Origin of the sequence: Streptomyces sp. NRRL B-3229 (assembly GCF_000719505.1) — a bacterium.
GTDB classification, from domain to species: domain Bacteria; phylum Actinomycetota; class Actinomycetes; order Streptomycetales; family Streptomycetaceae; genus Streptomyces; species Streptomyces griseorubiginosus.
In genome coordinates, this window is the sequence record NZ_JOGP01000028.1 from 127,971 (window position 1) to 137,322 (window position 9,352).

Below are 9,352 nucleotides of genomic sequence, written 5' to 3' on the forward strand. Positions count from 1 at the left end.
CGCGACGAATGCGTTCGAGGACCACCATGCCCGTCCTGACCTCAAAACGCACCGGGAGAAAGGTGAAGGAGGTGCGCGGAGCGGAGGCCGGGAAACCGCTTGCGAGGCCGCCGGGTCCCGAATGCGCGTGCGGCATACGGGTATTTGGTGCAGTGGGCCCGTGCGCGGCGGACCGCCGGGACCCGTGCAGCGTGCGGGAGGAAAGGAGCAGTGTGACCACCGACAGAATCTGGTCGTACACGCCGGACAGCGGACTCGTCGAGGGACAGGACCTGACGGGCTTCAGCGTGGAGGCGAGCGACGGCACGATCGGGCTCGTGGACCGGCAGGACGCCCCCGAGGGACTGGCCCACCTCGTCGTGGACACCGGCGTGTGGATCTTCGGCCGCAGTGTCCTGGTCCCGGTCGGCGTCGTGACCCGCGTCGACCTCGAGGGCCGCCGGATCACGGTGGCCTGCACCAGGTCGGAGGTGAAGGCGGCCCCGCGCTTCCGCACCGACAGCGAGACCCGCGACCGCGCCTACCTGTCCGAGGTCGGCGCCTACTACCTGGGCCTCACGGCCACCGCCTGACCGCCGTCGGACACCTCACCGCGGCAGTCACCACGGCAGGAAGACGTGCACGTCCTTGCCGCGATCGTCCGGCACCACGCTGACCTGGTCGCACAGCGCGTGGATGAGATGCCAGCCGATGCCGCCGCCGCCCGTGCGGGGATTGAAGGAGCGGGGGGCGGGCGGCGTCGGGTTGGTGTCCCGCAGGGTCACGTGCACACCGTCGAACGTCCGTCGCAGCCGCAGCGCGAACGGCCCGGGCGCGTACTGGACGGCGTTGGCGGCCAGTTCGGTGACGACCAGCAGGATGTCGTCCCAGTGCTCCGGACTGGCGGGCGGCTGGTTCTCGCCGAGGTTGCTGAGGAATTCCTCGGCAGCGAGCCGCGCACCCGTCACACAGTGCGGTTCGCCCGCGAAACGGGTGGTGCGACTCGGAATCGCCTCGGAAGTCAGGATCCTCTCCCCACGCGGATCGGGCGCCGTACCGCTCGCGCGGCCCGGCGTCAGCGGGACTGACGGACAACGGTCATGCTGCCACTGATCCGTGTTCCCGACGGCGCGCCGCCCAATCGTTCCGACCTCCCCGAACGCGCCAGGTGTGACCTCCCCGAACGCGCTCGGTGTGCGCCCCGGTCAGCGGAACACGTCGTCGGAGTCGTCCCAGCTCAGCAACTCCTCCGCCGCATTGCGCCGGGCGCCGGCCGAGCGGGCCTGGTACATCGCGTCGATCTCGGCGGCGTACCGGTGCACGATCTCGTCCCTGCGCAGCTTCATCGACGGCGTCAGCAGCCCGTTGGCCAGGTCGAACGGTTCCGACAGCACCCGGAAGACCCTGATCGACTCCGAGCGCGAGACCGTGCTGTTGGCGGCGGCCACGGCCCGGGCGATCTCCTCCCGCAGCAGGTTCTCCTCCCGGGCCTCCCGGACCGCGGGGTCCTGCTGGGCGAGCAGCACGCCACGCCAGTGCGCGAGGAACTCCGGGTCCACGGTGAGCAGCGCGCCGACGCAGGGCCGGTTGTCACCGACGACCACCGCCTGGTGGATCAGCGGATGCATCCGCAGCCGGTGCTCCAGGGCGGCCGGAGCCACGCTCTTGCCGCTGGTGGTGACAAGGATGTCCTTCTTGCGGCCGGTGATCGTCAGATAGCCGTCGGCGTCCAGCCGCCCCAGGTCCCCGGTGGCCAGCCAGCCGCCGTACAGCGCGGCCCGGGTGGCGGCCTCGTCGTTGACGTACCCCTGGAACACCGACGGACCCCGCACCAGGATCTCCCCGTCCTCCGCCACCCTGAGGTCCACCCCGGGCAGCGGCTTGCCGACGGTCCCGGACTTCTCCCGGCCCAGCGGCTGCATGGTGATCCCGCCGCAGGTCTCGGTGAGGCCGTAGCCGTCGTGGACGTAGAGACCGATGCCCTCGTAGAACAGGGAGAGCTCGCGGTTGAGGGTCGAGCCGCCCGAGGTGCCCCGGCGGGCCCGGCCGCCCAGCGCCGCCCGCAGTCTGCGGTACACCGTCCGCTCGTACAGGGCGTGCTGGAGCCGCAGGTCGAACCCGGGGCCCGGTCCCCCGCCCAGCCGCTGCCGCTCGCAGGCCAGGGCGAAGTCGCGGGCGGTCTCGGCGGCCCGTTCGAACAGGGCACCGCGGCCCGACTGCTGGGAGGCGCGCAGGAAGTTCTTGTAGATCCTCTCGTAGACCGAGGGCACGGCGTAGAAGTACGTGGGCCGGAACGACTGGAGGGAGACGGCCAGCGCCTCCTCGCTCAGGTCGGGCTCGTGGGCCATGAGGAAACCGCCCCGGATGCACACGCCCTGGATCATGAGGCCGTACACGTGCGAGAAGGGCAGGAAGGCGAGGACGGACGGCTGCTCGCCCGGCGCGGAGGTGATCTGCCGCCAGCCCTCCAGCAGGATGTCGCAGGGCGTCGCGAGACCGCGGTGACTGAGCGCGCACCCCATCGGACGCCCGGTGGTGCCGGACGTGTAGGCGACCACCGCCGTGGAGTCCGGGAGCACGATGCGGCGCAGCGACTCGACCGTGGCGAGCGGGATCACCTCGCCCCGCTCGGCCAGGTCGTCGAGGGCCGCCGCGTCCAGCTGCCAGACGTGCCGCAGCCGGGGCAGTGCGGCGCACACCGAGCCGACCGTCATGACCGCCTGCTCGTCCTCCACCACCACGGCCACACAGCCGGCGTCCCGCAGGATCCACTCGACCTGGTCGCGCGACGCCGTCGGGTAGATCGGCACGACCTCGGCGCCGACCGTCCACAGGGCATAGCTGAGAACCGTCCACTCGTAACGGGTGCGTGCCATGATCGCCACCCGGTGACCGGGCGAGATACCGCAGGCGACGAGCCCCTTCGCGAGGTCCACGACCTCGTCCCGCAGCTCCACCGCCGTGACCTCCTGCCAGCCCCCGGGGGAGCCCTCGGGGCGGCGGGCGAGCACCGGCAGGGTGGGGTCGAGCTCCGCTCTCTCGAAGACGCTGTCGGCCAGACCCCCGCTGGAGCGCGACAGGGTCCGGGGAGCGAGGGCGAAGTCGCGCATGCGCTGCTCCTGACGTGTACGGGCTGTGACTGCGCCGACGAGCTCGGTCATCCGCGGTGCTCGAATGTAGCCCAGGAGACAGCAAGGGGTGCCTGTATTACGGAAGTAGCCGGTCACCTGTGATCTCGTCGAGATCGGGGGACTCGGACCCCATGAGCCACACGAATCCCGATCCCGAACCCGAGCGCACCACCGGACTGGAGCCGGGCGGCGGCGTGCCCCCGGGGGAGACCCCGCCCGCGGAGAGCAGTCTGCCCGCGGCCGGCCCCCTGGAGACGCACAACCCGACCAAGGGCTGGGCCAAGGGGCCGCTCGCCCTGATCCTGATCCTGGTCGTGCTCGTCGCCGCGTTCTTCCTGGTGTACGCGATCACGCTGGCCCTGTGACGGCCGCGGCCGTTGCGGCGCACAGGGCCTGCGCCGTCCGGAAGTCGGCTAGGCCTGGGTCAGACGCACGCACTCGGTGACCACGTCCCGCAGGCTGCCGGTGCGCTCCAATAGCTCGCGCTGCACCCGGGCGCCGTTGCCGTGCCGCAGCAGTTCCTCGCAGTGCTCGCGGGCCCGGTCCAGGTCGCCGCTGTCGGCGAGCGCGTCCTCCACATGCTCCAGCAGGGCCCGCACCACCGTCTCGGCGGGCATCCGGTGCATCGTCGCCGGATGCAGCAGCTCCTCGGTCAGCCCGGAGCGCGCGGCCCGCCAGGCGGCCAGCCGCAGCAGGCTCACACTGTGCGTCACCGGTTGCCGTCCCGCCTGCCACTCGCGGGCGGCCGTCTCCACCAGGCCGCGGGCGAGCGTCGCGAGGAGGACGGCGGTGTCCGCCTGGAGACAGACGTCCGAGACCCGGATCTCCACCGTCGGGAAGTTCCGGGACAGCCGGGCGTCGAAGTAGATCATCCCCTCGTCGAGGATCACTCCGGTCGCCACCATGTCCGCGACCCGGCGGTGATAGCGCTCCGCCGAGCGGAAGGGCTCGGTCGGACCGGCCGAGGGCCAGCGCTGCCACACCCGGCTGCGGTAGCTGCTGTACCCGGTGTCCTTGCCCTGCCAGAAGGGCGAGTTGGCGCTGAGCGCGGCCAGCACGCTCAGCCAGGGCTGGATCCGGTCCACCACGGCGACGGCCTCGTCGTCGGACTCGACGGACACATGGACGTGACAGCCCATGACGAGCTGTTCCCGGGTGGCGATCCCGTACTGCTCCGCCATCCAGTCGTAGCGGCGCCCGACGGCGACGGACGGGCTGACCGGCAGCGGAGAGGTGGCGAGCGAGGCCACCGCGCAGCCGCTCTCGCCGGCGAGCCGGCCGGCCTCCTTGCGACAGCGCACGATCTCCGCGTGGAGCGCGTCCATCCCCGACTGCGGATGGGTGGCGAACTCCAGCATCTGGTTGTGCAGTTCCTTCTCGAACACGACCTGGTCCGCTTCGTCCTGCGCGGCCCGGGCGAGGACCGCGGAGGACAGTGCCTGCGGTTCACCGCTCTCCGGGTCGACCAGGAGGAGTTCCTCCTCCACTCCGACGGTGCGCACGTGAGCCGCCCTTCTGCCGAGACGCCGGTGTTTTTCGTACGCCCCGACTGCCCACAGGACGGGTGATCACACCGGCGTCAGCCACACCGTCGCCAGGGGCGGCAGGGTGAGCCGCAGCGCCCCGTCCTCCGCCTTGACCGGGTCGGGACAGGTGATGTCGCCGCCGCCGTACCGCACGGAGTCGGTGTTGAGCGCCTCCCGCCACAGGGGGAAGCCCTCGGGGACGGCGAGCCGGTAGTCCTCGCGCAATGCGGGGGAGAAGTGGGAGACCGCGAGCAGCGGGGTGCCCTGCGCGTCGAACCGCAGGAAGGCGAACACGTTGTCCTCGGCCGCGTCCCCGACCACCCACCGGAAACCGCCGGGGTCGGTGTCGCGCTGCCACAGCGCGGGCGTCTCCCGGTAGACGGCGTTGAGGTCGCGCACGAGATCCCGCACGCCCCGGTGGTCCGGCTCGGCGCCGTACGCCGGGTCCAGCAGCCACCAGTCCGGGCCGTGCTCCTGCGACCACTCCGCGCCCTGGGCGAACTCCTGCCCCATGAAGAGGAGTTGCTTGCCGGGATGGGCCCACATGAAGCCCAGGTAGGCGCGGTGGTCGGCCCGCCGCTGCCACCAGTCGCCCGGCATCTTGGACACCAGGGCCTGCTTGCCGTGCACGACCTCGTCGTGGGAGATCGGCAGAACGTAGTTCTCGCTGTACGCGTAGACCATCGAGAACGTCATCTCGTTGTGGTGGTACTTGCGGTGCACCGGCTCGTGGCTGATGTAGCCGAGGGAGTCGTGCATCCAGCCCATGTTCCACTTCAGGCCGAAACCCAGTCCGCCGCTGTCCGTGGGCCGGGTCACGCCGTCCCAGGCCGTGGACTCCTCGGCGATCGTGACGACGCCGGGGGCCCGCCGGTACACGGTCGCGTTCATCTCCTGGAGGAAGGCGACCGCGTCGAGATCCTCCCGGCCCCCGAACACGTTGGGGCTCCACTGGCCGGAGTCCCGCGAGTAGTCGAGGTAGAGCATGGAGGCGACCGCGTCGACCCTCAGGCCGTCGATGTGGAACTCCTCGCACCAGTACACGGCGTTGGCGACGAGGAAGTTGCGCACCTCCACGCGCCCGAAGTCGAACTCGTACGTCCCCCAGTCCGGGTGCTCCGCCCGCCGCCAGTCCCCGGGCTCGTACAGCGGATCCCCGTCGAACCGGGCCAACGCCCAGTCGTCCTTGGGGAAATGGGCCGGCACCCAGTCCATGATCACGCCGATGCCGGCCCGGTGCAGGGCGTCGACGAGGAACCTGAAGTCGTCGGGGGAGCCCAGCCGGGAGGTCGGCGCGTAGAAGCCGGTGACCTGGTAACCCCAGGAAGGACCGAAGGGGTGCTCGGCGACCGGCATCAGCTCGACGTGGGTGAAGCCCAGCTCCTTCACATAAGCGGGCAGCTCCTCAGCGAGTTGACGGTACGTCAATCCCTTGCGCCAGGACGGCAGATGGACCTCGTACACCGAGAACGGAGCCTCGTGCACCGGGGTCGCGCCCCGCTGGGCCATCCACTCCTGGTCGCTCCACGCGTAGTGCGAGGAGGCCACCACGGACGCGGTCGCGGGCGGCACCTCGGTGGCCCGCGCCATCGGGTCGGCCTTCAGGAACCGGTCGCCGTGCCGGGAGGTGATCTCGAACTTGTAGCGGGCGCCCTCGCCGATCCCCGGCAGGAACAGCTCCCACACCCCGGACGCGCCGAGCGAGCGCATCGGGAACGCCTGTCCGTCCCAGTGGGTGAACTCCCCGGCGACCCGGACCCCTTGGGCGTTCGGCGCCCAGACGGCGAAGCGGGTGCCGGTGACGCCCTGGTGGGTCATCGGCTCGGCGCCGAGCGCCTTCCACAACTGCTCATGGCGTCCCTCGCGGATCAGGTGGAGGTCGGTCTCACCGAGCGCGGGCAGGAAGCGGTACGGGTCGTGCACCTCCTGCTCCGCGTCCGCGTACGCCACCAGCAGGGTGTAGTCGGGGATCGCGTCGAGGGGGAACAGACCGGAGAAGAGGCCGTCGCCCTCCGAGGCCAGTCCGCTGCGCTCGCCGTCGATCACGACGCTCACCGCGCGGGCGAACGGGCGCAGCGCCCGGAACACGATGCCGCCGGCGACCGGGTGGGCGCCGAGCAGCGCGTGCGGGTCGTGGTGGGCGCCGGCCAGCAGACGGGACCGGTCGCTGCCGTCGAGCGGCGGTGCCGGCAGGCACCTGGCCGGTCCGGACGGCTCGGGCAGTGAAGTGTCACGCAGGGCCACGGCTCAGTCTCCTCTCACGGCAAGGCGCTCGATCGCCGCCATCGGCACGGGCAGCCAGTCCGGTCGGTGTCGCGCTTCGTACAGGACCTCGTAGACGGCCCGGTCGGTCTCGTAGGCCCGCAGCAGGCCGTGTTTCTTGCGGGGGTCCCACCCGGCGAGGGCGGCGTAGCCCCCGCAGAAGGCCTCCCGGCAGCGGCGCGCCCACTCCGGGCGCCAGGGGCGGCGCTGGCGGGCGGCGTAGTCGAAGGAGCGCAGCATGCCCGCGATGTCCCGCACGGGCGACTGGGCGGTGCAGCGCTCGGCGAGCGGCCGGGACGGTTCGCCCTCGAAGTCGATCACGAACCACTCGCGGCCCGCCCGCAGCACCTGCCCCAGATGCAGGTCGCCGTGCACCCGCTGGGCGGGCGGCCCGGCGTCGCAGGTGGCGAGCGCGCCGAACGCGCTCCGCAGGCCCGGCACGAACGGCCGCAGCGCGGGCACGCTGTGCGCGGCCGAGTCCAGACGTTCGGCCATCGCCGCCGCCGTGGAGCCGTTGTCGCCGTGGGCCCCGTCACCGGGGAACGCGGCGGCCAGCGCGAGATGCACCTCGGCCATGGCGCGCCCCAGCTCGTGCGCCTGCACGGTGAAGTCGTCGCCGGAGGCCAGCGCGTGCAGGGCCAGCGTCCAGCCGTCGGAGGCGTCCCGCAGATACGGCTGGAGCACGCCGAGCGTCGCCTCCTGCGGATGTGTGGTCCGGAACCAGGCCACGGGCGCCGGCACCCGGCGGCAGCCCTGCCCGGCCAGCGCGACCGGCACCTCCAGGTCCGGGTTGACCCCGGGCTGGATCCGGCGGAACACCTTCAGGATGAACTCGTCCCCGTACACCAGCGAGGAGTTGGACTGCTCCGCCTCCAGCAGCCGCGGGGGCAGACCGGCGGGCACCGGCACCGAGGGCGCGCGCTCGAAACGCAGGGGTCCCGCCGCGCCGGGCTGCCGCAGCCGTTCGAGGAGCAGCTGGGCCGAGCGCGGGTCGTGCAGGGCGTCGTAGACCGTGAGCCCGGCCAGGGGGCCCTGCTCCGCGCGGCCGATCAGGGCCCGGCCGAGTCGCGGCGTCAGGTGCTTGCGCACGCCCAGCAGCAGCTGGTAGCAGTCACCGGCCGGGGTGCCGCCGCCCGGTGCGGGCACCCCGCCGTGACTGGCGTGGACCAGCAGATGCAGACAGCCCGGGAACAGCTCGGTCATCGACAGCAGACCGAGTTCGCTCACGGGCCGGTCCTTGCCGGCGAACCAGCGCTGGCGCGGCAGCCACTCGCGCAGCAGCCCGCCCAGCGAGGCCATGAGGTCGCTCGCCGGCGCGGGTCTCGGGCTGAGGGGTGCGGTCTTCGGCATGGTGACGCGTCCTTTCGTCGGCACGCTCAAGAGCGTCGGCCGATGCGGGATGCGACTCGGGAGAGCCGGAACCAGTAGAAGCCGTGCCCGCCGAGGGTCAGCAGGTACGGCAGTTCTCCGATGGCCGGGAACCGCACCCCGCCGAACAGCTCGACGGGGTGCCGGCCGGCGAACTCACGGAGGTCCAGCTCGGTGGGCTGGGCGAACCGGGAGAAGTTGTTGACGCACAGGACCAGGTCGTCCTCGTACTCCCGCAGAAAGGCCAGCACGGCGGGATTGGAGGACTGGAGCTCGGTGAAGGTGCCGAGACCGAACGCCGGGTTCTGCTTGCGGATCTCGATCATCCGGCGGGTCCAGTGCAGCAGGGACGACGGCGAGGCCATCGACGCCTCGACGTTGGTGACCTGGTGCCCGTAGACCGGGTCCATGATGATCGGCAGGTTGAGCCGACCCGGATCGGCCGTGGAGAAGCCCGCGTTGCGATCGGGGGTCCACTGCATGGGGGTGCGGACGGCGTCGCGGTCGCCGAGCCAGATGTTGTCGCCCATGCCGATCTCGTCGCCGTAGTAGAGGATCGGCGAGCCCGGCAGCGCCAGCAGCAGGGCGGTGAACAGCTCGATCGTGTCCCGGTCGTTGTCGAGGAGGGGGGCGAGCCTGCGCCGGATGCCGATGTTGGCGCGCATCCGTGGGTCCTTCGCGTACTCGGCCCACATGTAGTCGCGTTCCTCGTCGGTGACCATCTCCAGGGTCAGCTCGTCGTGGTTGCGCAGGAAGATGCCCCACTGGCGCCATGAAGATGCGGGGCATGACCGGGAAGTGGAACGCCATGTGGCACTCGTCGCCACCCTTGGCGTAGTCGCCGAAGTAGTCGACGACGTCCTCCGGCCACTGGTTCGCCTCCGCCAGCAGCACCCGGTCCGGATACATCGCGTCGATCTCGCTGCGCACCCGCTTCAGGAACGCGTGACTGGCGGGCAGGTTCTCACAGTTGGTGCCCTCGGCCGCGTACAGGTACGGCACGGCGTCGAGGCGGAAGCCGTCGATGCCCAGGTCCAGCCAGAACCGCAGCGCGGAGATCATCTCCTCCTGCACGGCCGGGTTCTC

7 protein-coding genes and 1 pseudogene are annotated in these 9,352 nt (G+C 71.5%); 2 read left to right on the top strand and 6 right to left on the bottom strand.

The window, feature by feature from the left end:
- Nucleotides 1-212: 212 nt before the first annotated feature.
- Entirely contained in the window at nucleotides 213-572 is a 360-nt protein-coding gene (locus tag IF54_RS0134040) for a PRC-barrel domain-containing protein (protein ID WP_030325913.1), read from the top strand.
- A gap of 27 nt (nucleotides 573-599) precedes the next feature.
- On the opposite strand, the gene IF54_RS0134045 is transcribed toward IF54_RS0134040, so the two are convergent.
- Both IF54_RS0134045 and IF54_RS0134050 read right to left on the bottom strand, forming a co-directional pair.
- Nucleotides 600-947 (bottom strand): ATP-binding protein, encoded by a 348-nt coding sequence (locus IF54_RS0134045; protein WP_078852197.1) that lies wholly within the window; start codon nucleotides 945-947, stop codon nucleotides 600-602.
- Between the two features lie 237 nt (nucleotides 948-1,184).
- Complete coding sequence (locus tag IF54_RS0134050; protein ID WP_030325915.1) at nucleotides 1,185-3,089, bottom strand: AMP-dependent synthetase/ligase; 1,905 nt, start codon at nucleotides 3,087-3,089, stop codon at nucleotides 1,185-1,187.
- 152 nt (nucleotides 3,090-3,241) lie between these two features.
- Here IF54_RS0134050 and IF54_RS0134055 point away from each other — a divergent pair, with 152 nt between their 5' ends.
- Nucleotides 3,242-3,475: a DUF6480 family protein gene (locus IF54_RS0134055; RefSeq protein ID WP_030325916.1), complete on the top strand. Its 234-nt coding sequence runs from the start codon at nucleotides 3,242-3,244 to the stop codon at nucleotides 3,473-3,475.
- A gap of 48 nt (nucleotides 3,476-3,523) precedes the next feature.
- Here the strand turns inward: IF54_RS0134055 and IF54_RS0134060 are convergent, their stop codons facing one another.
- The 4 genes and pseudogenes from IF54_RS0134060 to IF54_RS39940 form a co-directional block, all read right to left on the bottom strand.
- Nucleotides 3,524-4,612 carry a glutamate--cysteine ligase gene (locus tag IF54_RS0134060; protein WP_030325917.1) on the bottom strand — a complete coding sequence of 363 codons (1,089 nt, stop codon included), beginning with the start codon at nucleotides 4,610-4,612 and terminating at the stop codon, nucleotides 3,524-3,526.
- Between the two features lie 66 nt (nucleotides 4,613-4,678).
- A complete protein-coding gene (gene glgB, locus IF54_RS0134065) occupies nucleotides 4,679-6,880 on the bottom strand; it encodes a 1,4-alpha-glucan branching enzyme (protein WP_030325918.1) in 2,202 nt (733 codons plus the stop codon).
- 3 nt (nucleotides 6,881-6,883) lie between these two features.
- The gene (locus IF54_RS0134070) at nucleotides 6,884-8,248 is read right to left on the bottom strand and encodes a maltokinase N-terminal cap-like domain-containing protein (RefSeq protein WP_030325919.1); all 1,365 of its coding nucleotides are present in this window, start codon (nucleotides 8,246-8,248) and stop codon (nucleotides 6,884-6,886) included.
- 26 nt (nucleotides 8,249-8,274) lie between these two features.
- Nucleotides 8,275-9,352 (bottom strand): annotated as a pseudogene (locus IF54_RS39940) (alpha-glucosidase C-terminal domain-containing protein); the annotation flags it as partial.

Coding starts and splice junctions, on each gene's coding strand:
- IF54_RS0134070 (WP_030325919.1), bottom strand. CDS start 8,248: ATGCCGAAGACCGCACCCCTCAGCCCGAGACCCGCGCCGGCGAGCGAC.
- IF54_RS0134050 (WP_030325915.1), bottom strand. CDS start 3,089: ATGCGCGACTTCGCCCTCGCTCCCCGGACCCTGTCGCGCTCCAGCGGG.
- IF54_RS0134055 (WP_030325916.1), top strand. CDS start 3,242: ATGAGCCACACGAATCCCGATCCCGAACCCGAGCGCACCACCGGACTG.